This window comes from Hydrocarboniphaga sp. FW305-C-57, from assembly GCF_058783045.1.
Genome location: NZ_JBYSYG010000014.1, coordinates 64,288 through 83,791, shown reverse-complemented (window position 1 = coordinate 83,791; position 19,504 = coordinate 64,288). Strand labels below are relative to the sequence as shown.

Genomic DNA, 19,504 nt, shown 5'->3' with positions numbered 1-19,504 from the left:
GTCTATCCCTCGGCAAAGGGCCTTCGATAGTCGGGATGGATGTCAGCCGAAAAGGCGATAGCATCTGTGGATCGGCGAGTCATTGAATATTGCGGCCGAAAATCTGAGAGCGGCTCGCGTTATGTACGCAGGCGAAGATGATGTTTTTCACGTGACGATCTACCTTTGTCCTCCGTGTCATGTCGGCTACTTCGGCAGCCACTCCGCATAGGCGTTCACGTCGATCATCGGCACCGTGCCGCTGAACTGCAGCATCGAGATCAGCTTGAACAGAAACGCGGTCGCCGGCTTGCCTTCCTTGGTGAACTCGTACTTATCGGCATCCTTATCCCACACGAAGTGGCCGTGCGACGCCACGCAACCGATGTTCAGCCGATCTTCTTCGACGCTGCCGTCTCCAAGCGCCTTCCAAAGCGGATCGCCGCAACAGGGTGACCAGTCGCTCTCGAACGTCAGGATGCCGCCCAGGATTGGGATCAAGGGCTTGGGCGGGTACGTTCCCATAGCGTAGGGGATAGGCAAGCTCGTGCGATGGAGTGTGCGGACCGACGCGACCTTCTTGCGCGCGTAGGCCACATGGTTCGCGTTGATCGTTTGCTTCGCCTCAAAGATCGCGTAAACGCTTTCGGCGGGCACGATCGTTTCGCCTTGGTAGTGGAAGATAAACGGCGAATACTGCCGGTCGTAGACCACGACATCGATCTGGTCGCTGAAGGCGCCCATACTGTCCACCACATAAGCCTTGTCGGCGCGGTAGCGCTCAGGCAAGTAGGTCTTCAGAAGCTCGAGCCAAACCGCCTCGCTCGCGTCGCCTTTGGCGTCAGGATGCCCGAACGACTTCCTCGTGGTCTGCAAACGGTGCTGAATGTCGTCGTGCAAACTTTTCAGCAAAGTTGGCAGTGACCAACTGCTCATGATTTTTTCTCCTCGAAGGGCGGCGTCGGCTGCATCTGCCTCGCGATTTCGAGCGCGCGGGCGGCCTCAACGCCGCTCGACGGGTACGCATCGAGAACGATGGCGGGAAGCAGGCGCTGCGTTAGGTCAGAGAACGTGAACCCATATTGCCCATTCCCTTTTCCGGTTGCGGTGACCAGTTGCTCAATGTGCGTCGAGCTCAGGCCAAGCGCTTGCAGCGCTCCGACAAGCACCGCGTGACGCTGCTTGTTGTTCGGCCGCTCGAACGCCAGGATTTCGGCGGCCCGCCGTTTGACAGCCGGGTCAAGCGCACTCAGACGGTTCGTGCACATGATCACGGCCGCTGGAAGCTGGCCGTTCGCCAAGCGGTCGATGCCGCGGATGAAGGCGTTGACGCCGGCACGATCCTCGTGATGCATCTGCGCCGATTCACGCGACTGAGCAAGTGCGTCAGCTTCGTCGACAAGGAGAATGATGGCCCCGCGCGAACGGCCGGTCGCTCCCTTCAGCTTGGTTGCTGCCTCGACCGTATAGTCGAAAGCGGCCGACAGGAGCTGCGTCATTTCCCCGACCCGCCCCTGGCCGCGACTCGAGAGGCTCAGCGGGTACAGCGTGATCTCGATCTTTTCCTGTCGCGCGACGGCATCACCGATAGTCTCGGCTAACTCGGTCTTGCCGGAACCAACATCGCCCGCCAGCACCACGAGCGGCGGACGACGAAGCACATGCTTCAGTAGCGCCTTCGCATTGGGGTGATGCTTCTGGGCCCAGACCTCGAGGCCCGCAGGGTTCACCAGCAGACCGAGGATCTTGCTCAGGCGCTCTTTGTGGTCGTCAAGGCCGACCAGTCGCGCAAGCCGCTCCTGCGGCTCGAAATCCGGAAACGTCAGGCGACGCTCGAACAACTCATCGAGTGAGGGTTTGGTTTGCATCAATAGGCCCTCACGCTCGCGCGGCTCAGTGCGCGGCCGCCAGCCGAGTAGGTCTTGTCGTCTATCAAATAGCCGTTCACCGTCGGCTGGGCCATTCCTGTGCGATAGAAAGGCATCCGGCGTTTGAAGGCGTCCTTCTGGCTCTCAGATAACGCGTTCCACGCCGCTGAATACGTCATGTAGTTGTGGAAGGTCGCGCCCGAGATATCGCGGCCCGGAAGCACCCGGCCCGGGTCGTCGTCACTCGCGGCCATGCCTGCGAGGTCACGCGCCGTGTAACGCAGCGTCGGCTCAATCCACTGTCCGTCACGCAAGAAGCCCACCGTGAGCGCTCCGAAATACCCCGCCTTCAGCAGCTCGATGGCCTCGCTTTCATAGTCAGCGATGTCGCTATCGCTGGGATAGCCGTAGAAGCGCTGCATGCGCTTGAGATCAGCGGAGACCTTTGCCGCCATATGCCGTGCGTGCGTGACCGTGAATGTCGCGGATTCGGTGATGGTGTAGCTGGACATGGTTCCTCCCTTATCCCTGGAAGGCCGAACCGAAGACCTTCTGCCAGTAATAGACGGTCTCCTGCTTGGTCGGTGCCGAGAGTGCCGAGTCGATGGCGTCTCCGGCGTCGATCGCGGCCTCATAGATCGCCGAGGCGTTCGCGTCTGTGTAGAGTCGGCTAACGTTGTTCACAGCATTCACCGGGTCGATGATCTGCACGCGCTGGTTGAAGGCGCCGATCGCCGAAGCCGGGTAGTTGTCAGTGAAGAACACCTTCTCCCGCAGGTCGGTGCGGCCGAGGTAGGTGAAGAAATGCTGCAGCGCCTCCGGGTAGTCAGAGAATGACAGACCATCGTCGGCAAGCTTCGCAAGAAGCAGCTCAATCATGAACGACTTGAACCTGAAATTGTCATCGGCCCCTTTCATGCGCGCCGCCCAGAACTTCACCAGCCGGACCACCTGCGAAAAGTGGTCAGGCTGCGCACGCTTGCGCTTGCGGATGAACTCAAGGTGCTGAGGGATATTGGTCGTGAGGAACGAACCATCGTCTTGGCTGACGAGGTTCCCGTACCAATTGGGGTCGCCGTCGTAGAGGATCGGCACCACGTCGACATCCAGTCCGGTGCCCTTAAAAGACACCGTCACGCTGTAGGTCTGCGGCTTCACTTGGTCCGCCGAGAAGTTGGGGAACGCCTTGCGCAGCCGCTCCGCCAGATACTCCAGGAGCGCCGACACATCGTGCGGTGCCTCGGCGCCACTGATGTAGCAGGCTACGTCAATGTCGTTCAGGGAACGCAACGCCGTGCCCTTGGCGAGGCTGCCGGCAAGAAGCATCTTCTTCAGCGTGAAGTCCGGGTGCTCGCCCAGGTAGGTTTCCAGACGATCGCGCAGGCGCTTTGCTTGGGCACGGAATTCGTCTGCCCTATCCTTGGGCAGGTTGACCCTGTCCCGAGCGAAGCGCGCGATTTCGGCATGACTAACGTGTTCTCGGCTCATCGATTACTTTCCTAGGGAGCGCATGTCGAATTCGACATATACTTCATGGCTTATTTATGCTGATTCTGTAAAAGAAGTCAACTTTTTTATGGCGAACTAGACATGGCCAATGAACGTGCCCCCTCCGACCTCTTCCAGGAGCGACTGAGGGCCGCCCGAGAGTTACGCAAGTGGAACCAGGGCGAACTGGCCGAAAAGGCGAGCATGCCCCCCAGCTCGATTGCCCATTTCGAATCCGGCTCGCGCAAGCCGTCGTTCGATACGCTCAGGCGTCTCGCGAACGCACTCGAAGTGACGACCGACTACCTGCTGGGTAGGGCCGACGATCCCACGCTGGCACAGGCCGCTGACCCGCTTTTCCGCGACGTCAGCAAACTAACGGGTAACGATCGCGAACTAGCTAAGGACTTCTTGAAGATGCTCGCCGAACGAAACAAGCAAGGGAAGTGATCGATGACGAGCCTACTGCTGCGCCTCAAACTTGCAAAACAGCGCGGTGAGGCCGTCTATTCTGAACAGAAGATCGCAGACCTACCGGTTGATCCGTTCGCGATCGCCCAAAAGCACGACATCGTGGTGCAGGCGAAGCCAGATACCGAGGTGGGCGTGTCCGGCATGCTGCTGCGGCACGGGAACGCCTTCGGCATCCTCTACGCCTCGGACATTCCCAACGAGGGATTCCAGCGGTTTAGTGTGGCCCACGAACTGGGTCACTATTTCCTCGATGGTCACATCGATCACGTGCTGCCGAACGAAGGCATACATGCATCGCACGCTGGCTTTTCGTCTGGCGATCCCTACGAACAGGAGGCGGACAATTTCGCGGTCGGCCTCTTGATGCCGGCGAAGCCCTTTAAGGAGCTCATGGGCCGGGCGGGCCTCGGTCTCGCCGACATCGAATCCATACGCGAGTCATGCAAGACATCACTGACCTCGACCGCGATTCGCTATGCAGAACTAACGGACGACGCGGTTGCGATCATCCTGAGCACGGGACGTACGATTGACTACTGCATCCTCTCCGAAGCCATGAAGTCGCTGCCGGACCTAATCTGGCTGAAGCGTGGCTCGCCCGTGCCGACGAACACCGTGACCGCACGATTCAATGCCGACGGGAACAGAGTAGCCCGAGCAGAGCGCGACGAGGACGAGATCGATGTTCTCGACTGGCTCGGGGGCAAGCGCTCAAGCATCGTCAGGGAAGAAGTGATCGGACTCGGCCGCTACGGCAAGACGCTCACGGTGCTCTCCTCGCGCGAGATTGGCCAGGAGGCCTTCGCCGACGAAGGCGACGACGAAGACGATCTCGATGAGCAATGGACTCCGAGATTCAAGAACTAGCGCCCAGCGGGCGCTTGTGACACACGGTCGTTCGCCTAGACTCACCTGTCCCTAGATGATGATCGGCTCGACCTCATAAAGGTTGTCCAACCACGGATTGTTTCCAGAGGTTGAGTCGGTTATGTGCGAGCATGGCAGACAGGTGATTGACCTGCTTACTCGCGAGTCCATCCCAGTGGCAAATCGCTGAATGGAGATCGAGGCTCGTTCCGTCGAACAGGCTTCTGATAGCGGGCGGCCGCCAAGGACCGCTATTGGCACATCTGAATCATTCATTGAGGCTTTGAACGGCCCCTTGAGAGTCAACCAGCTTAAAAGTGCTTGACGTAAGTGGCAGCTGTCCGGACGCCAATGCCAGCATGGCCACAATCTGCAACAAGGGTTCCGCAACCATTCACAACATTATCTACAGGCGTAACGCAGCGTGCTTGAAATAGACGGCTGATACAACGCGCCGATCCTTGCTTTTTCGCACCTGTACGACGACATCGACCACGCCGCGCAGGTACGCGAGGATTTGTTCTCGCGTCAATGACACATTGCCTTGCATTACCATCAGTGCCAGACGCTCGAAGGCCAGTGCCGGCGAGTCGGCGTGCACGCTGGTCAGTGAGCCGGGATGGCCGCTGTTGATGGCGTGCAGGAAGCTCGATGCTTCGCCGCCGCGCAGCTCGCCGAGAATGATGCGGTCTGGCCGCAGCCGTAGGCAGGCTTCCAGCAGTTCCTGGATCGTGACCCGTGCGACGCCTTGGCCGCCCTTGCTGGCGAGCAGGTGCGCGCAGTTCGGGACTTTCGGACGCAGTTCGCGCACGTCCTCAATGGTCAGGATGCGCTCATCGTCGGGGACTTCGCGCAGCAGCGTGTTGAGGAAGGTGGTCTTGCCGCTGCTGGTGGAGCCGGAGACGACGATGTTGCGGCGATGACGCACGGCCTCACGGAGAAAATTCTTTAGACGGCCAGCCTCCAGCAGTGCGCGCAGCTGGCGATCTTCCGGGCTCAGCGCACCGTCCTGCACGACCTCGACGCGCTCGAACATGCCCGCCGCCTCGTAATCGTCCAGCGAGAACTCGCGCTCGGCCTGCCGGCGGAACGACATCACGACGGTTCCGGCCTCGCAGGCCGGTGGCAGCACGACCTGCACACGCTGCCCGGTCGACAGCCAGGCCGACAGCAGCGGGCGTTCCTCGTTGACGATCTGGTGCGTCTCGTAGGCGATCAGTGAGGCCAGCCGCAGCAGGTGCTCGACGGTCAGCTCGGGCAACGCGAAGCACCGCATGCGACCGGCGTCATCGATGAAGGCTTCGCCGGGCCGGTTGATGGAGACCTCGGTGATTTCCGGCCGCGCGAGCAGCGGCGCCAGCGGACCGAGGAAGGTGCGCAGCGCCGCGCCGCCGGTGTCGAGCCGCGCGAGCGTTGCCGTCATGGCGCTGCGACGGTGGCCGCCGCACGGCCGAAGACCAGATCGCGGGCGACAAAGACCTGCACCGGCGCGCCCTGGTTGATGGTGATCGTCGGCGGAATGTTCACGCTGTCCTGCAGTGATTCCTGCGCGACTTGCGAGAAGCCTTGCGAGGTATCGACGATCACGGTGCTGCCGCCCTGGCTCGCCGTCGTCGTCGAGCCGATCAGCGACAGCAGCACGGCGGCGCCGAAGCGTTCCGCGAAATGTCGGTCGATGGTGCCGGTGAGGCCGGCGCGGCCGAGATCATCCGCGCCGGGCGAGCCGATGGCGATGTCAGTGCCATCCGGCTGCAGCAGGCGCGTCCAGATCACGAACACGCGCGTCTGCCCGCGTGCGAGGCCGGAGCGGTACTCGCCGATCAAGCGCGAGCCGCGCCGGATCAGACGGCGTGAGCCGTCCTCGCTCCATACGTCGCGGCTGACGATCGCGCGCAGCTTGCCGGGCAGGTCCGAGCTGACTGCCGTTTCCAGCGTGGCCGCCAGCATTTTGCCCTGCGCAATGCGGTCGTCGAGCGAGATGCGGCGTGCGGTCGCTTCGGTCACGGACTGCTCGGCCGTGGATTTCGCAAACGCCAGCGTGCGGTCCGCGTAGCCTTCGGACGGTGAACCGGCTTTGGCCTCGTCCTGGCCGACGGCAGCCGGGTTCATCAGGCTGCCGCGCAGGAGCTGCGCCGTGAGCGCGGCCTGCTCGTCTTCGGGGGATGGCCTGGCGGCAGCTGGCGCTGCGCTGCCGCCCGAAACGTCATAGATCAGCATGGGGGCGTGGCGCCGTGCGTCATCCCTCGCCGTGGCGCCGTCCGCGTCCTGCACCTGGCCCGGCACGGGCGGCGGCGGGAAACCGGCCGGCACGGCTTCCGGCGGCGCCGGGGGCAAGGGTGGAGGAGCCGGCGCTGCCGCGGGCAGCCCCGGCGAGGCGGCGATGGCCGGCGGCAGTTTCGCCGCCTGCGCGGGCTCACTGTTCTTCCCGCTGGTCACGAACAGAAAGCCCACCACGAGCATGATCGCGAGAAAGCCCGCGATCATTGGCAGACGGCCGCGGTCGCGGCCTTCGACGACCGGGCTCAGTCCGTGGCGGCGCGTCGCGTCTTCGGACGGATCGCGGCCTTCAGCTTCACCGGGGCGCGGATCGTCGGGTTCAGTCGTCACGGCCCGGCTCCTTGGCCGGCGGCGCGGCGTCGGCCGTCGTCACGGGCTTCGCCCGGTACGCCGTTTCGTTGTAGACGCAGACCTCGCCTTCGCGTCCGCGCAGCGTGAACTGCCTGCCGATGCGCTCGACGACGACGTATTGGCCGGAGACGTGGTAATTCAGCAGCGACTCGTTCTTGCCATCGGTGACCAGGAAGATCGCCGGCACGTCCTGTTTGTCGCGGAACTGGAAGTACGTGAACGTGCCGTCGTCGAAGACGTGCAGCGGTGCCAGTTCGGTCTTGCCCTGGAAGGTGTAGTCGAGATTCCAGGCCGCGGGATCGATGCGCCGCTGCGGCACCACTTCCTGCTGCTGATCGTGCTGCTGCGCGGCCAGTTCGGCCTGCACCCTCGCTTCCTCGTCCTGCGGATAGCGGAAGCGGACGATGTAGTTCATCTGCGCGATCTGCGCGATGAGGTTCACGGCGATCAGCTCGAAGGCGTAGCTGCGCCGGTTGGTGACGACCGACAGATTGGTGTGCGCCTTCGGCTCCACCGGCTTGAGGAACAGCAGGTTGCCGGCCTTGTTCGGCGCCACCTGCCAGGCCAGCGAGTCGCCGATGGACAGCGACTCGACCTTCTCGCCGTCGGCGAGCTGGATCATCTGCTGGAAACCGTAATGCCCCTTGATGACGACGACCTCGCTCGGGTTGTAGACCACCGTGCGGATGCGGGGATCTTCGGGACCGGATTCGGGGAGCTGCGCCGCCGCGGCCGCGAGCGGCAGCAGCAGCAGCGCGAGGATGAGGGACGTTTTCATGGCGTGCCTTCCTTGGGCGGTGATTCCTGATCGACCCGGTACGAGGTCACGACGAAGCCCAGCGGGTTGCGCAGCCGCTGTGTGAAGCTGAGCTTGTCGGTGACGTACTGGAAGCCGACGCTGGCGATGTAGTCCTGGTGTTCCGGCGCACCGGTCGGCTTCGCCACCGTGGCGCGGAAGCGCACCTGCCCGAGCGCGCTGCCAAGCAGCACCACGCTGCGGACCTCGATTTCGCGCGTTGCGCCGGTGTATTGCCGGTAGAGCGAGTCGGGCGCATCGGGCTGGAGCCGCGCGGCGTAGGGTTTCAGCACCGCTTCCGTGGAGCGGGTCTGCACCGTCGCGTAATAGTGGTTCACCAGCGCGCGCTCGAAAGACTCGCGGGCGATGACATAGGCCGCGAGATCGGCTTTGCGCACCGCTTCCTGCTCGCTGATCGTGCCCTTCGCGAGCGGCTGGACGACCTGGGCTTCGCCGGTGCTGCGGTCCACGACGACGGGCACCAGCTCGACGCGCTTGAGCGGCGTTAGCAGCACCACGGCGAGCAGCGCCAGCGCTGCCAGCAGACTGGCGCTCGCTGCGACGATCCAGGCACGGTCGCGCGAGGCGCGGATGCGGCGGTAGCCTTCCTCGTAGAAGCCTTCCGCCGCCGCGAGATACTCGGCCATGTCGGGTGGCACGGCGCGGACGGCACGCTCGGCGCTGGAAGCTTCAGCCCGCACGGCCGCCTCCCGGTGCCGGTGCCGCTCGTGGCTTGCGGCTGAAGTAGCGTGCCCACAGCCGGCGCCGCCGGTCGGCGGCCACGCCGGTCGCCGAGGCCAGCGAGCCGCTGCGGTACAGCGCGTCGCGGAAGGCGCCCATCATCGTCAGCGCGACGCCACCGGCAATGCCGGCGGCGACGAAGGGAATCTGGATCAGCAGCAGGATCGCGACCACGCCGGCCAGTGCCAGGCCGAGGACTTGCGGGAACGTGGCCGTCTCGGCGTTCGCGTCGATGGCCTGCAGCTGCGCATGCGCAATGGCGAGGATCAGCGCGAGCACGCCGTAGACCAGGATGGGCACCATCGCGTAATGGATCATCTGGCCGAGCCAGCCGTCGAACAGCTTGCGCGTCGGCCCGAACAGGTAGAACAGCGCGAACAGCGGTGTCAGGATCAGCAGCACCGCCAGTGCGATCTTGGCGAGCGCCAGCAGGAAGGCGGCGTAGGCGGCGACGCCGACCGTGATCGCGTAGACGGTGATGGCCGCGAACAGCGGGCTCAGCGTGTAGAGGTTGCCGCGATTCCACAGCTTGCTGCCGGCATCCATGCCGGTGCTGTAGAAGCGGTCCATCGCCGAATCCTGTCCGCCGGAGCCACCGACGAGCACGTCGGCGATGCTCGCCGGGCTGTCCACCAGCAGGCGCACGAGGTACGTCGTGTAGAAGTCCGCGTTGGTTGCCAGCACATACACGAACAACACCACCGCAAGCTTGCCGATCGCATCGCGGAACGACATCTCCAGACGCCCCGCGAGCAGCAGCACGCCATAGATCGCGACGAAGATCGTCAGGCTCAGCCGCAGTGGCATCTCGAAGGCATCGCGCATGCGCGCATAGCCGTCGATGATGAAGCCGTTGACGGCCAGATCAACGCTGTCGAGAAAGCCGGTGAAAATGGTGCTCATGATTCCTTGCGCGCGCCGCTCAGGCGCGGATCGAGCACGTCATCCGCCGTGGCATCGGCAAACCCGGCGCCCTGCGCGCGTTCGAGCAGTTCGTCGCGCAGCGCGTCGCAGCGCTTGAGATAGGCGCGATGGCCTTCGGCAACGGGAAGTCCCGCATGCGCCTGCGAGCACGGCAGCCAGGCCACCCAGTCGCCTTGCGTCTGGTCGGGGCCGAAGAACAGCTCGCGGATTTGCAGGTCGCCGAGCTTGCGGCGCAGCGGGTTGCGGTCGCCGGGATGCGGCTGGCGGGCCGGGTCGGTCGCGGCCTGCTGCTGCGATTGCTGCTCGCCGGCCTCGTAGGCCTGCTTGAGCTTGTCCGGCGGCGCGTCGCGGTTGCAGGCCGCGACGAGCATCGCGGCCAGCGTGGCCGTGACATTGAAAGGCATCCTGGCCATGAGCGTTCTCCTTCAGGGAAACGGCTTGAGCGGACCGCAGTCGTCGGACGGGTAAGCGAAGGCCGGGCGCCGGCACGGCGCCTGCAGGTCGTGAGTCGCGCAACCCGCCAGCAGCAGCGCGACCAGCAGCACCACAAGCACGCGCCTCATGGCACGGGGTACGGCGTGAACGCCGCGTCCTGGACCTTGCCGTGCAGCACGGCGGCGTTGCCGGCGCTGAGCAGCTGCATCTGGGCGGACTGCAACTGGATCAGCTGCGTCAGCGACTCGTTGAGTTCGGCCAGCAGCCGCGCATTGAGATCGACGGCGGCCTTGAGGTCGGCGGTGCTGTTGATCTGGTCGAGGTAGTGCTGCACGCGCTGCATGCGCGCCTGCGTCTGGTCATAGGTGGCGCTGCTCAGGCCCGCCGTGGCGGCGGTCGCGTTCGCACTCGTGGTATAGGCCAGCGCGTCGGCGTTGCTGCCGCCGGCCGCCGGATAGAGCTGTGCGCCGGTGGAGCTGATGCCGGCGCTGCGTGCGAACGCCTGCGCGGCCTGCGCCACGTCGGCCGCATTGCCCGGCAGCCCGCCGCGCTCCAGCACCTGCAGCGCCTGCTGCCACGACGTGGGCGCGTAGAGGCGCATCTGCTGCTCGGCGCTGGAATTGAACAGCGCACCGAGATTGCGGCTGCCGGTGATCGACTGGTACTGCTGGACCTGCTGCGCGTATTCCTGCCGGAGCTGCTGGAGCTGCGCGCTGAGCTGCAGGTACTGCTGCAAGGCTTGCGACAGGTTGGCGACATCGATGACCGGCATGCCGCCGGCCGACGCCGGATTGCCGGCCGCGAGGATCGCGGCGCATGCGGTAGATAACAGGACTCGTCTGATCTTCATTGTTGCTTCCTCCGCCGGTGAAACGCCGGCATCCAGGCCGCCGGGTCGTCGCCGGTTTCGGCGATGATCCGGTCGAGCAGTTCCACGGTGTCCTGCCGTCCCGACAGGATCGCGACCTCGTCATCCATGCCGGCGAGGTCGAGCTTCGCCACGACGCTGTGCCGGCCGTGCTTGATGAGAAAGCAGCGGCTTTCCTTGTCCAGCGTCAGGATCAGCTCCAGCTCGCGCTGCGTGAGGTTGTAGCCCTCGAAGGCGCGTGCCTCGCTCTTCGGGTTCGGCATGAAGATGTGCGTGGGCGACTGGCTCACGATTACCGAGCCGACCGGGTTGCGCGTGATGGACTCGGGCGACTGCGAGGCGAACATCACCAGCCCGCCGCGCTTGCGGATGGTCCGCTCCCAGTCCTCGACCAGCCCGGCGAAGACCGGATCGGCCAGTGCGGCCCAGCCCTCGTCGATGACGATGATCGTGGGCGTGCCGGCCGCGAGCACGCGGTCCACGCGCTGCAGCAGGTAGTACAGCGCCGGCACGCGGATCACCGGATCGCGCAGCACGTCGGTGAGATCGAAGCCCATCACCGCCGCGTCCAGCGCGAGGCGATCCTCCACGTTGTCGAACAGCCAGGCGTACTGTCCGCTGCCGTGCCAGGGCTGCAGGCGTTCCGCCAGCCCGCCGGCGCTGATGCGCGGCACGAAGGCGGCGATGATCGCCAGCCGCCGCTGCGCATCCGGCAGGCGGAAGGTATCGTCCACGGCCTGCTGCACGAGCTGAGACTCCTGCGCGGTCAACCGTTCGCCGCGCGCGGTCAGCAGCGTGCCGAGCCAGCTGGCGAGGAAGGCGCGCGTGGCCGCCGAATCCGGCAGCCGCAGCGGGTTGAAGCCGGTCGGCTGGCCCTGGCGGATCACGCTGTAGCGGCCGCCCAGCGCGCGGACCAGCAGGTCCGCGCCGCGGTCCTTGTCGAAATAGAGGATGCGCGCGCCGGTGCGGCGGGCCTGCGCCAGCAGGAAACCCATCACCGTCGTCTTGCCGGTACCGCTGGCGCCGACGACGAGGGTGTTGCCGATGTCGGCATCGTGGAAGTTGAAGAAGTACGGCGTGCCGCTCACGGTTTCGAGGATCGTGATCGCCGGACCCCAGTGATTGCCGCCCGGCTTGCCGTAGGCGTAGTTGTGCAGCGAGGCGAAGGCCGCGAAGTTCAGGCTGGAGATCGGCGCCGGCCGGGCGACGTAGGCGAAGTTGCCGGGGAGCTGCGCCCAGCGCGCCAGCTCCATCGCACCGCCGGACTCGCGCACGACGATCAGGCCCAGGTCGGTGAGGCGCTTGTCCACTTCGTTGCAGGCGCGGTCCAGCTCGGCGGCGTCCTCGACGATCGGCACGACCGAGAAGTGATGGCTGCCGTAGACCAGGCGCCCGCTCGCCAGGTCGTCACGGGCTTCCTCGATCTCGTCGATCTGCGAGAGCGCCGGATCGTCGATGTTCTCCATGATGCGCGCCTGCCGGGCCAGCGCCTCCAGCGCCGCGCCGCGGCCGATGAAGGCGAAGCTCTGCGTGACGATGGCCTCGCAGGGCAGCGTGAACAGGGCGTCGAGCATGCCGGCCTGTGTCTGCGCGGCGTATTCCTTGATCGCGAGCACCGCGCCGAAGCGCGACCACGCCGGACCGCGCATCTCGAAGGCCTCGCCGCCGAGATGATCGGCCGATGCCGGCAGGTAGGTGTCAAGGGACGCCGCCGGCAGCAGCGAACCGACGAACCGGTCCAGTGCCACGGTCGGCAGCAGCACCGGCCGGTCACGGCCGGTGAGCAGGTGCAGGACGAAGCGCAGTAGTTCCGAGTGCGGGCCAAGCGCCGTGTCGGTCACGCCCAGGCGGCGCGCGGCATAGGGCGCGAGCTTGGCCTGTAGATTTTCCGTCTGCTGGTGCAGTTCGCGCAGGGCCTGCGCGCGTTCGCGCTCGTGCTGCTCGCGGTCTCGGCGTGGCGAGATTGCGCGCTGCAGGCGCGTGGCGATGCTCGCCGCGCCGCGGGGCGCGCGCCGCACCAGGCTGAGGTAGAGATCGTTGACGTAGAGCCGGCGCTCCCGCAGCCGCGCAAACCACTTGCGATCGAGCTCGCCGGCGAAGCCATCGCCGACTGCCGGGCTCAGTTCGGGATGCACGCGGCGGCGAACGATGTGTTGCCAGAGCGCGTACTCGCCGCCGGCCAGGGCGCGCAGAAAGGTGTTGCGCGTGGCCTTGAGGCGGTCCAGCTCGCGGGCGTCCTCGGTGTCGAAGGACTTGCCTTCCAGGTGCAGCACCTGCACCCAATCGCCGCTGCGCGTCTCCAGCGTCCAGGCATCCGCGTGCCGGACGTAGGGGATGTGCTGGCTGGCGGGCGCTTCACGCGCCGCGATCCTCGCCGCGGGTGTGCGCCGCGCGGCTGCCTTCAGGAGCAAACCGGCGTGGCGTGGCATCGCAGGGCTTCCTCAACGCGGCACGTAGACGTTGCAGCGATGCAGCGTCCGGTTGCGTACCGGCCGCGCGTGCTGCGCCACGCGAAAGCAAATGTCGAAGAAGCGCGCATCCCACCGGCACAGCAGGACGCCGACGAGGTGCAGCGGCACGATGGTCAGCAGGTAGAGCAGGCTGTTACCGACGAGAAACAGTACCGTTGCCGCCATGCCCTCGATGACGAAATACGAGTACGTCACCCCGAACATCATCAGCGGGCGCGTCATGCCGACGACCAGCGGATCGCGGGCGGTGCGGTCCGCGTCCATGTCAGGCACCCGCCGACGTGGTGAAGAACGAGACGATGGCGTCGGCGCCGAAGATCAGCACGATGCCGCCGATGATCGACGCGGCCCAGGCCCAGCGCAGCCGGCCCAGCATCGCCGTGATGCCCAGGCCGATGACGGTGATCGCCGCGAGCGTGCGGATCGCCGTGCTCTGCAGAAAGCCGTGCAGCGCATCGAGTGTGCTGGTGATGGGCGCGATGTCCTGCGCGTGGGCGACCATCGGGAGCGCGGCGAGGAGCGTCAGCGCGATGTAGAGCCTTGCAGGGTGTTGCATCATGTCATTCTCCTTTCGTGGTCAGCCGCTCGGGATCGACGCCGACGAGATCGACCGTCAGGCGACGCTCATTGCCGCAGGCGCGGCAGACGAAGCGTGCGAGCGCGTTGAGCTGCTTCCAGCGCCGGTCGCGCAGGCGTGCATCGACGAGGCGCAGATAGCGGGTGTAACCGGGGAAGCGCACGACGATGCGCCACCAGAGCTGGTGCGATTCGTCGAGCGGAACGACGTGGATTTCAAACTCGGGGTCAGTCTGCGCAAGTTGCCGCAAAGCGGCTTCTTGAATGGCAATCAGGTCGGCTTGCCTGGAGAGGACGCCCGATTCGAGCGTCGTTGTTGTCATTTGCGGACTGTCCATGTCCGTACCTCATCTGCATCGCCAGCGGCTGACCGATCCCCCGACGGCCCCACGAATCACCGATCGCATCTGGTCGGATTGCGGTCGATGGATGAACTTCAGCATGGGACATGAGCCTTGTCACTGGCACTTTTGCCAGTCCGGATAAGGCCACTTTGGAATATCAATAGCGGCGCGATAATCAAAGAATGCGCTTTCCGGCATGGAGGTCGATATGACGCAGGCCCGTACAGCTTCGGCGGATATCCGCGAAGTCCTCGATCGGTTCGTGGATGCTTTCAATGTCAACGATCTGGACCGGGTGATGATGTTTTTCTCCGAGACCGCCGTCTATCGTCCTGGCGATGGCTCCGAGCACCGCGGCCCGGCCGCCATCCGGCGCGCGTTCGAGCCGCAGTTCAGCGGTGCCTACGGCGCGATGCGCTTCGACGAGCACGACCGGCTGATCGACGACGGTGCCCGCAAGGCGGCCATCCGCTGGGTCTGCCGGCACGACCTGGCGGGCGCCAAGCCCGCCAGTGTGGGGCAATGGCTGCAACGGCTCGTCGTTGGCCTCGTCGTCGGCGAACGCTTTGGATGGGAAGGGCTCGACGTGTTCCATTTCGACGATGCCGGACGCATCGTCGGCAAGTTCACTTACGCCAACTATTCGCGTCCGCGATTGCGCAGGGAACTTGGTGTGGCACTGCCAAATGCGGAGGCCCCGACGGCAGGACGTAAGGCGTAACGTTTTGCAGAAACTTCAGTGTTCATCCTGTGTCTAATCGCGGGCAGCACGAAGGAGTTCGTGATCAGCCATACGGCCCAGTCTGGAGCCGGTACCAGGTGGAGGGACAGTCGGGTTCTCGACCACTGCGATGCATTGTCAGGGGTTCCCCTCCGCATCGGGGACGGTCGGGTATACCGTCAGCCACGCAGAAATGCCCGACCTGCAGCACGCCATCGCCGAGCTGTGCTTCGAGCTGGAGAAGGCTCAGACCTACACGCGCGTCCGTGAGCTGCTGCTCTCGGCGGCAGGGGCATTCGGCACGTCGTTCTACCTGTTGGGCATGCGCACCGGCAGGACCATTTCTCCGCCGGCGCAGATCGTCATCTCGAACTATCCCCGGCCCTGGCGTCGCTACTACGACGAACAGGGCGCCTACGCATTCGATCCGGTCATCAACCGGGCGTTCCAGTCCGCCGGCGCCTTCCGCTGGGATGGCCTGCACAAGGACGAGCGCCAGCTCGCCCTGCGGCGCGAGTCGGTGCGCAACGGCATGGCCTTCGGATTCTCGTGTTCGGATCGCGGGCCGGACAGCTCGCTGGCGATTCTTTCGTTCTGTGGCCGCGAGCCCATTGCCCCCGAGCCGGCCCAGTGGGAGATCACCGAGGTTGCGGTACGGCTGCTCGCCTCGACCGCGCACAAGGCGGTCATCGCCATCATCGAATCGAGGGCCGGCACGACCAGCCTGCTCGGCAATCCCCTCACCGATGCCGAGCGCCGAAGCCTGGAGATGATGGCGTCGGCCATGACCGCCAAGCAGGCCGCCGCCGTGCTCGGCGTGCAGCCGCGTACCGTGCGCTACTACCTCGACCGCGCAGCCGAGAAGCTGGGCGTCGATACGCGCCGCGAGGCCGTGATCAAGGCACTCGCCGACGGCATCATCGACACCCGCAAGTTTCCCAAGGCGGGTTTTGAAACGAGCATGGACATCGACGACTGAGACTTCGGCGTCGCTCTGCAGTTGCGGTGTCATCGCGTCACCTGGAAATCGCTCCGCGTCACATGGCAAGTCGCTGCAGCGGACTGAAAACCGGTGCGTCACTTCACCCTTGACGCTGCCCAAGGGCAGCGTTACGGATCATGGCCCGGCAACACGGTGCGGACGCCATGGACAGCACGACAAGCTCAACAACCATTGGGTCGCGGCGCGGTGACGCACTCGCGATCGCGTCTCGCAATCGATTCGCGGTGTTTGCGGCTCTCGTACTCGCACTGTCCGCCAGCCCTGCCGCTGCGCAGACCTTGCCGGCATCCCACGAAGCGCAATGCATCGAAGCGGCTGCACGCTACAACGCAGTGCCGGCTGCGCTGCTGCGTGCCATTCGCGAACAGGAAGGCGGCACGGTCGGGAGCTGGCACGTCAACGCCGATGGCTCCCTCGACTATGGCGTGATGCAGATCAATTCGCGCTGGCTGCCGCTGCTGAGCAGGTCCGGCTACACGGCCAGCGTGCTGGTCTACGACGCCTGTGCATCGATCAATGTCGGTGCCTGGATACTTGCGCAGGCCCTCGCGAAGCGCGGCGCCTGGAACCACGACGGCGCAGCGCCGGATGCCTACTGGCGTGCGGTCGGCGAGTACCACTCCCGCACGCCGCGTCGCAATCGCGCGTATGCCGAACAGGTGTGGTCGCGCTATCTCCGGGCAGCGCCGCCATGAAGCCCCGCGTCTATAGCCGGCGTGCCATGCCCTCGACGACACGTAGGCGGGATGCCGCGCCGCGTGTCGCGGTCGTGCCGCCGTTCCAGTCGTCGCTGCCGGCGATGACATTCGGGCAGCTTCGGACGCTCACGCGAGCCGGCACGCCACCTGGCGCCACCATCCGCCAGGTGAGCGGCGGCTATGTCGTTGAACTCGATGTCGGCCCGCGGCGCTGGATTCTCATCAGCACGCACCGCAAGCAGCCGCGCCTGTTTCACCGGCTCGATGGTGCGGCGAACGCCATGCGGCAGCTCGGCGCTCAGCCGGTGCATCTCCAGCTCGATGGCGGCGATGTCGCGCCGCCGTTGCCTTCACCCCCACCGGAGTTGACACCATGCAAGTCACGGTCGAAATCCCCGACGAAGACGCGAAGCTGATCCAGCAGTTGCTGGACGCGCTGGACGACGGCAGCGAGGCCTTCAACTCGCACGGCAAGCTCGACATCGCGACGCTCGCGCGCATGCTGCTCGAAGACGTGGCACTCGCCTGGCGGCGCCCCGGATCGTGGGAAGGCGCGAACATGAGGCAGGTGCTGTCGAGCCACGGCTATGAACCCTGAGGCGCGTCTAGCGCGTCGCCTCGGCGGGAGCGGCCGGCGTGGGCCGCGAGCGCTTGGCCAGCTCGGCCTCCGCGAGGCGGGTGGCCCGCTGCAGCGCTTCTTCGACGATCTGGTCCACGGGGAAGATGGCACCGCGATCGTTGTCCTTGAGCCGGCTCTGCACGGTGCGGATGCGGTTCTGCAGCTCCTCGCTGATGCGGCAGTGGAAGACGACGGACTTCGGTTTGTCGAGGAAGATGGACTTGGGCATGTCGCACGCTCCGGGTGCTGGCGATGGAGCGAGCGATGTTAGGCGCGCGTCGGGCACCGCGAAACAGCCTCACAGCGGAGAGGCGGGCCAAAAGCGGGGAAAAGCGTGAAGGCGCAGATTCGCAAACTGTGGGACATTTTGCTGGGAGTGATCGGCACTCCCGTCTGCGTCGCCGGTGCTGCGCACCGAGACAGCAAGGTCGGTGAAGCATGCCCGCCCTCCGCCGCCAGAAGCGCAGCGAGACGTTCCGCCTACGGCTCACCGACGCGGAACACGAGGCGCTACAGGCGCTGTCCGAGCGCACCGGTATCCGCCGCTCGCGCCTGGCGCGCAAGGCGCTGCGTGAACTGGTGACCGGCGGCGTGGACCTGCTCGAACGCGAGCAATATGCGGTGCTGGAACTGGCGCGGCAGATGCGGCTGATCGGCATCAACCTCAACCAGGTCGCGCGCCAGCTCAACCGCGGCGAAGATCCCGGCCGAGCGCTCGCCGAAACTGTCGAGCAGCTCGCCGCCGCCTACAGCGAAGGCGAGTTCACCTGGCGGCGGTTGGTCGCCGCCGCACGTGCGCGCACGGTGCCCGAACATGGCCGGGACTGACCGCGACGACGAAGCCGGGCTGCTCGACGAGCAGCCGCATGGGCGCAAGCCGAAGGGCGGCCGCCTGCTCGGTTCGGGTAGCCGCTATCGGCGTCCCGGCGGCGACGGCGGTGCCCTCGCGCGGAACCTGCGCATTGCCCGGCGCCACCCGCAGGCGATCCTGAAGATCACGCGCTACGGACACGGCGGCCACAAGATTCTCGGCCACCTGCACTACGTCACGCGCCATGGCCGGCTGACACTGGAGGACGAAAACGGCCAGCCGGTGGACGATCCGCGCGAGCTGCGACGGCGCGTCCGGGCCTGGACCGAACAGGCCGGTGCCGTCATGGAAGACCCCGACGCGACGAAGCAGCGCAAGCGCCGCATCACCGCGCATTTCATCCTCGACGCCGGGACGCAGGCGAAGCCCGAGGCGCTGAGCAAGGCCGCCCGCCAATTCCTGGGCGAGCGCTTCGGCAAGGACGGGCATGAATACCTGTTCGTGCGCCACGACGACACGAAGCAGCCGCATGTCCACGTCGTGCTCAACCTCATGAATGCCCACGGCCGGCGGCTGCATACCAGCGTTGCCGAGGTACAACGCTGGCGTGAGCGATTCGCCGACATCGCGCGCGAGCACGGCATCGACGTGGACGCGACGCGGGCCTGGGAACGCGGCAAGGCACCGGCGCGATCACGCGGTCTGGTGCGGCACGGCGCACCGAAGCCGGCGCACTGGACGCGCGAGCAGGTCCGTCGCGGGCTGGCAGCCCGCAAGCAGCGCTTGCTGTCGGAGGCGGCGCTTGCATCAGCGCAGGGGGACAAGGCTCGCGCGCAAACCCTGCGGTCGAAAGCAGCGGCGCTGCGCATGCGCGTGGACGATCATCTCGTGCGGCATACCGTGGCGGAGCAGCGCAGCCCGGCGCCAGTCACAACGTGGGAGCAGGCTCGCGTTCGCAGCGCGCAGGCGGTCTCCAGGGACTTTCGCGAGCAATCGGACCAGCTGCTGAGGGAGGCCCGCACCAGCGACGATCCGGCGCGACAAGCCCTGCTCAATCGCGCCGCGCTCCAGCTCCAGCTCGTCGCGGATCAGATGGAACCGACCCCGACACGATCCCAGCAGGTTGCCGCCCAGATGCAGCGTACGAGGGGCCAGGCTCGCTCGCCCGATGAGGGCCGCGAGCGCTGAGCACC

The 19,504-nt window shown here is 65.7% G+C and carries 26 protein-coding genes; 9 read left to right on the top strand and 17 right to left on the bottom strand.

Features of this window, described 5'->3' with window-relative positions; genetic code table 11:
* Positions 1-186: 186 nt before the first annotated feature.
* The 4 genes from AC3WUM_RS21850 to AC3WUM_RS21835 are packed head-to-tail and all read right to left on the bottom strand — an operon-like array spanning position 187 to position 3,335.
* Positions 187-915 (bottom strand): DUF6602 domain-containing protein, encoded by a 729-nt coding sequence (locus AC3WUM_RS21850; protein WP_492413003.1) that lies wholly within the window; start codon positions 913-915, stop codon positions 187-189.
* Complete coding sequence (locus AC3WUM_RS21845) at positions 912-1,847, bottom strand: AAA family ATPase (RefSeq protein ID WP_492413001.1); 936 nt, start codon at positions 1,845-1,847, stop codon at positions 912-914. Before AC3WUM_RS21845 ends, AC3WUM_RS21850 begins: the two co-directional genes overlap by 4 nt.
* Positions 1,847-2,359 (bottom strand): HORMA-1 domain-containing protein, encoded by a 513-nt coding sequence (locus tag AC3WUM_RS21840; protein WP_492413000.1) that lies wholly within the window; start codon positions 2,357-2,359, stop codon positions 1,847-1,849. The genes AC3WUM_RS21845 and AC3WUM_RS21840 overlap by 1 nt, the downstream gene beginning before the upstream one ends.
* Before the next feature lie 10 nt (positions 2,360-2,369).
* Positions 2,370-3,335, bottom strand: coding sequence for a CBASS oligonucleotide cyclase (locus AC3WUM_RS21835; RefSeq protein ID WP_492412998.1), 966 nt, complete (start codon positions 3,333-3,335; stop codon positions 2,370-2,372).
* A gap of 102 nt (positions 3,336-3,437) precedes the next feature.
* Between AC3WUM_RS21835 and AC3WUM_RS21830 the strand changes: the two genes are divergently transcribed.
* A complete protein-coding gene (locus AC3WUM_RS21830; protein ID WP_492412997.1) occupies positions 3,438-3,785 on the top strand; it encodes a helix-turn-helix domain-containing protein in 348 nt (115 codons plus the stop codon).
* Positions 3,786-3,788: 3 nt separating this feature from the next.
* On the top strand, positions 3,789-4,676 hold the full coding sequence (locus AC3WUM_RS21825) for an ImmA/IrrE family metallo-endopeptidase (protein WP_492412995.1): 888 nt from the start codon (positions 3,789-3,791) through the stop codon (positions 4,674-4,676).
* A gap of 406 nt (positions 4,677-5,082) precedes the next feature.
* Here AC3WUM_RS21825 and virB11 read toward each other — a convergent pair whose 3' ends face one another.
* From virB11 to AC3WUM_RS21765, 12 genes are read right to left on the bottom strand one after another with little or no spacing between them, the layout of a single operon-like run.
* Positions 5,083-6,099 carry a P-type DNA transfer ATPase VirB11 gene (gene virB11 / locus AC3WUM_RS21820; protein WP_492412993.1) on the bottom strand — a complete coding sequence of 339 codons (1,017 nt, stop codon included), beginning with the start codon at positions 6,097-6,099 and terminating at the stop codon, positions 5,083-5,085.
* Positions 6,096-7,283, bottom strand: a complete 1,188-nt coding sequence (locus AC3WUM_RS21815; RefSeq protein ID WP_492412991.1) for a TrbI/VirB10 family protein — start codon at positions 7,281-7,283, stop codon at positions 6,096-6,098. Before AC3WUM_RS21815 ends, virB11 begins: the two co-directional genes overlap by 4 nt.
* A complete protein-coding gene (virB9, locus tag AC3WUM_RS21810) occupies positions 7,273-8,082 on the bottom strand; it encodes a P-type conjugative transfer protein VirB9 (protein WP_492412989.1) in 810 nt (269 codons plus the stop codon). Before virB9 ends, AC3WUM_RS21815 begins: the two co-directional genes overlap by 11 nt.
* Positions 8,079-8,801, bottom strand: coding sequence for a VirB8 family type IV secretion system protein (locus AC3WUM_RS21805; protein ID WP_492412987.1), 723 nt, complete (start codon positions 8,799-8,801; stop codon positions 8,079-8,081). Before AC3WUM_RS21805 ends, virB9 begins: the two co-directional genes overlap by 4 nt.
* The gene (locus AC3WUM_RS21800; protein WP_492412985.1) at positions 8,791-9,744 is read right to left on the bottom strand and encodes a TrbL/VirB6 family protein; all 954 of its coding nucleotides are present in this window, start codon (positions 9,742-9,744) and stop codon (positions 8,791-8,793) included. The genes AC3WUM_RS21805 and AC3WUM_RS21800 overlap by 11 nt, the downstream gene beginning before the upstream one ends.
* Complete coding sequence (locus AC3WUM_RS21795) at positions 9,741-10,178, bottom strand: hypothetical protein (protein ID WP_492412983.1); 438 nt, start codon at positions 10,176-10,178, stop codon at positions 9,741-9,743. The genes AC3WUM_RS21800 and AC3WUM_RS21795 overlap by 4 nt, the downstream gene beginning before the upstream one ends.
* Before the next feature lie 12 nt (positions 10,179-10,190).
* Complete coding sequence (locus AC3WUM_RS21790; RefSeq protein WP_492412981.1) at positions 10,191-10,328, bottom strand: hypothetical protein; 138 nt, start codon at positions 10,326-10,328, stop codon at positions 10,191-10,193.
* Positions 10,325-11,050 carry a type IV secretion system protein gene (locus AC3WUM_RS21785; RefSeq protein WP_492412979.1) on the bottom strand — a complete coding sequence of 242 codons (726 nt, stop codon included), beginning with the start codon at positions 11,048-11,050 and terminating at the stop codon, positions 10,325-10,327. Before AC3WUM_RS21785 ends, AC3WUM_RS21790 begins: the two co-directional genes overlap by 4 nt.
* Positions 11,047-13,497 (bottom strand): VirB4 family type IV secretion/conjugal transfer ATPase, encoded by a 2,451-nt coding sequence (locus tag AC3WUM_RS21780; RefSeq protein WP_492412977.1) that lies wholly within the window; start codon positions 13,495-13,497, stop codon positions 11,047-11,049. The genes AC3WUM_RS21785 and AC3WUM_RS21780 overlap by 4 nt, the downstream gene beginning before the upstream one ends.
* 12 nt (positions 13,498-13,509) lie before the next feature.
* A complete protein-coding gene (locus tag AC3WUM_RS21775; RefSeq protein WP_322266499.1) occupies positions 13,510-13,803 on the bottom strand; it encodes a VirB3 family type IV secretion system protein in 294 nt (97 codons plus the stop codon).
* 1 nt (position 13,804) lies between these two features.
* A complete protein-coding gene (locus AC3WUM_RS21770; protein ID WP_492412975.1) occupies positions 13,805-14,098 on the bottom strand; it encodes a TrbC/VirB2 family protein in 294 nt (97 codons plus the stop codon).
* 1 nt (position 14,099) lies between these two features.
* Entirely contained in the window at positions 14,100-14,453 is a 354-nt protein-coding gene (locus AC3WUM_RS21765) for a hypothetical protein (RefSeq protein WP_492412973.1), read from the bottom strand.
* Positions 14,454-14,667: 214 nt separating this feature from the next.
* On the opposite strand from AC3WUM_RS21765, the gene AC3WUM_RS21760 reads away from it, so the two are divergent.
* From AC3WUM_RS21760 to AC3WUM_RS21740, 5 genes are all read left to right on the top strand, one after another.
* Positions 14,668-15,180 carry a YybH family protein gene (locus AC3WUM_RS21760; RefSeq protein ID WP_492412971.1) on the top strand — a complete coding sequence of 171 codons (513 nt, stop codon included), beginning with the start codon at positions 14,668-14,670 and terminating at the stop codon, positions 15,178-15,180.
* A 193-nt stretch (positions 15,181-15,373) separates the two neighbouring features.
* Positions 15,374-16,159, top strand: a complete 786-nt coding sequence (locus tag AC3WUM_RS21755) for a helix-turn-helix transcriptional regulator (RefSeq protein ID WP_492412969.1) — start codon at positions 15,374-15,376, stop codon at positions 16,157-16,159.
* Positions 16,160-16,407: 248 nt separating this feature from the next.
* Positions 16,408-16,878, top strand: coding sequence for a lytic transglycosylase domain-containing protein (locus AC3WUM_RS21750; RefSeq protein ID WP_492412967.1), 471 nt, complete (start codon positions 16,408-16,410; stop codon positions 16,876-16,878).
* Positions 16,875-17,297 (top strand): hypothetical protein, encoded by a 423-nt coding sequence (locus AC3WUM_RS21745; protein ID WP_322266493.1) that lies wholly within the window; start codon positions 16,875-16,877, stop codon positions 17,295-17,297. Before AC3WUM_RS21750 ends, AC3WUM_RS21745 begins: the two co-directional genes overlap by 4 nt.
* Positions 17,255-17,479 (top strand): type 2 periplasmic-binding domain-containing protein, encoded by a 225-nt coding sequence (locus AC3WUM_RS21740; RefSeq protein ID WP_322266492.1) that lies wholly within the window; start codon positions 17,255-17,257, stop codon positions 17,477-17,479. Before AC3WUM_RS21745 ends, AC3WUM_RS21740 begins: the two co-directional genes overlap by 43 nt.
* A 7-nt stretch (positions 17,480-17,486) precedes the next feature.
* On the opposite strand, the gene AC3WUM_RS21735 is transcribed toward AC3WUM_RS21740, so the two are convergent.
* Positions 17,487-17,729 (bottom strand): hypothetical protein, encoded by a 243-nt coding sequence (locus AC3WUM_RS21735; protein ID WP_322266491.1) that lies wholly within the window; start codon positions 17,727-17,729, stop codon positions 17,487-17,489.
* Between the two features lie 209 nt (positions 17,730-17,938).
* Here AC3WUM_RS21735 and AC3WUM_RS21730 point away from each other — a divergent pair, with 209 nt between their 5' ends.
* Together AC3WUM_RS21730 and AC3WUM_RS21725 are read left to right on the top strand one after the other, a co-directional pair.
* The gene (locus AC3WUM_RS21730) at positions 17,939-18,328 is read left to right on the top strand and encodes a plasmid mobilization protein (RefSeq protein ID WP_322266490.1); all 390 of its coding nucleotides are present in this window, start codon (positions 17,939-17,941) and stop codon (positions 18,326-18,328) included.
* Positions 18,315-19,499, top strand: a complete 1,185-nt coding sequence (locus AC3WUM_RS21725) for a relaxase/mobilization nuclease domain-containing protein (RefSeq protein WP_322266489.1) — start codon at positions 18,315-18,317, stop codon at positions 19,497-19,499. Before AC3WUM_RS21730 ends, AC3WUM_RS21725 begins: the two co-directional genes overlap by 14 nt.
* Positions 19,500-19,504 lie beyond the last annotated feature (5 nt).

Coding starts and splice junctions, on each gene's coding strand:
- AC3WUM_RS21735 (WP_322266491.1), bottom strand. CDS start 17,729: ATGCCCAAGTCCATCTTCCTCGACAAACCGAAGTCCGTCGTCTTCCAC.
- AC3WUM_RS21765 (WP_492412973.1), bottom strand. CDS start 14,453: ATGGACAGTCCGCAAATGACAACAACGACGCTCGAATCGGGCGTCCTC.
- AC3WUM_RS21790 (WP_492412981.1), bottom strand. CDS start 10,328: ATGAGGCGCGTGCTTGTGGTGCTGCTGGTCGCGCTGCTGCTGGCGGGT.
- AC3WUM_RS21795 (WP_492412983.1), bottom strand. CDS start 10,178: ATGGCCAGGATGCCTTTCAATGTCACGGCCACGCTGGCCGCGATGCTC.
- AC3WUM_RS21780 (WP_492412977.1), bottom strand. CDS start 13,497: ATGCCACGCCACGCCGGTTTGCTCCTGAAGGCAGCCGCGCGGCGCACA.
- AC3WUM_RS21730 (WP_322266490.1), top strand. CDS start 17,939: ATGCCCGCCCTCCGCCGCCAGAAGCGCAGCGAGACGTTCCGCCTACGG.
- AC3WUM_RS21785 (WP_492412979.1), bottom strand. CDS start 11,050: ATGAAGATCAGACGAGTCCTGTTATCTACCGCATGCGCCGCGATCCTC.
- AC3WUM_RS21770 (WP_492412975.1), bottom strand. CDS start 14,098: ATGATGCAACACCCTGCAAGGCTCTACATCGCGCTGACGCTCCTCGCC.
- virB9 (WP_492412989.1), bottom strand. CDS start 8,082: ATGAAAACGTCCCTCATCCTCGCGCTGCTGCTGCTGCCGCTCGCGGCC.
- AC3WUM_RS21830 (WP_492412997.1), top strand. CDS start 3,438: ATGGCCAATGAACGTGCCCCCTCCGACCTCTTCCAGGAGCGACTGAGG.
- AC3WUM_RS21825 (WP_492412995.1), top strand. CDS start 3,789: ATGACGAGCCTACTGCTGCGCCTCAAACTTGCAAAACAGCGCGGTGAG.
- AC3WUM_RS21745 (WP_322266493.1), top strand. CDS start 16,875: ATGAAGCCCCGCGTCTATAGCCGGCGTGCCATGCCCTCGACGACACGT.
- AC3WUM_RS21800 (WP_492412985.1), bottom strand. CDS start 9,744: ATGAGCACCATTTTCACCGGCTTTCTCGACAGCGTTGATCTGGCCGTC.
- AC3WUM_RS21850 (WP_492413003.1), bottom strand. CDS start 915: ATGAGCAGTTGGTCACTGCCAACTTTGCTGAAAAGTTTGCACGACGAC.
- AC3WUM_RS21760 (WP_492412971.1), top strand. CDS start 14,668: ATGACGCAGGCCCGTACAGCTTCGGCGGATATCCGCGAAGTCCTCGAT.
- AC3WUM_RS21725 (WP_322266489.1), top strand. CDS start 18,315: ATGGCCGGGACTGACCGCGACGACGAAGCCGGGCTGCTCGACGAGCAG.
- AC3WUM_RS21835 (WP_492412998.1), bottom strand. CDS start 3,335: ATGAGCCGAGAACACGTTAGTCATGCCGAAATCGCGCGCTTCGCTCGG.
- AC3WUM_RS21845 (WP_492413001.1), bottom strand. CDS start 1,847: ATGCAAACCAAACCCTCACTCGATGAGTTGTTCGAGCGTCGCCTGACG.
- AC3WUM_RS21740 (WP_322266492.1), top strand. CDS start 17,255: ATGCAAGTCACGGTCGAAATCCCCGACGAAGACGCGAAGCTGATCCAG.
- AC3WUM_RS21840 (WP_492413000.1), bottom strand. CDS start 2,359: ATGTCCAGCTACACCATCACCGAATCCGCGACATTCACGGTCACGCAC.
- virB11 (WP_492412993.1), bottom strand. CDS start 6,099: ATGACGGCAACGCTCGCGCGGCTCGACACCGGCGGCGCGGCGCTGCGC.
- AC3WUM_RS21775 (WP_322266499.1), bottom strand. CDS start 13,803: ATGGACGCGGACCGCACCGCCCGCGATCCGCTGGTCGTCGGCATGACG.
- AC3WUM_RS21755 (WP_492412969.1), top strand. CDS start 15,374: ATGCCCGACCTGCAGCACGCCATCGCCGAGCTGTGCTTCGAGCTGGAG.